Source organism: Acetobacter sp. DmW_043, assembly GCF_002153485.1.
Taxonomy (GTDB): domain Bacteria; phylum Pseudomonadota; class Alphaproteobacteria; order Acetobacterales; family Acetobacteraceae; genus Acetobacter; species Acetobacter thailandicus.
In genome coordinates this window covers 1-287 of sequence record NZ_JOMN01000114.1, presented here as the reverse complement: position 1 = coordinate 287, position 287 = coordinate 1, and the positions used below count along the sequence as shown (strand labels likewise).

Here is a 287-nt window from a genome sequence, read left to right as displayed (position 1 = left end):
GCAAGCTGTGTATCCCGCTTCAGATCCTTCAGTGCCACACCCTGCTGCGCGTGGCTCAGACCCTCCCACGCCTTCACAAACCGCTCAGCCCGCAGATCCGGGCTCCTGCGCACCCTCTCCTCATGCTCCAGCCCCTCGACCAGTTTGCGCGCCCGCGCCGGACCTTCCAGACCATACAGCACCGGCCCGATGTCCGGCTGATGCTTCAGCGCAGCCCTCATATCCGCTTCCCCGCCAGGCCGGACCCGCTCCAGATCCCGCACAGCGTCAGACAGCGCCTTCTTCTG

General features: G+C 66.2%; 1 pseudogene. It reads right to left on the bottom strand.

Annotation, left to right across the window (positions count from 1 at the left end):
• Positions 1-287: pseudogene (locus HK11_RS12785) on the bottom strand (Ti-type conjugative transfer relaxase TraA); the annotation flags it as partial.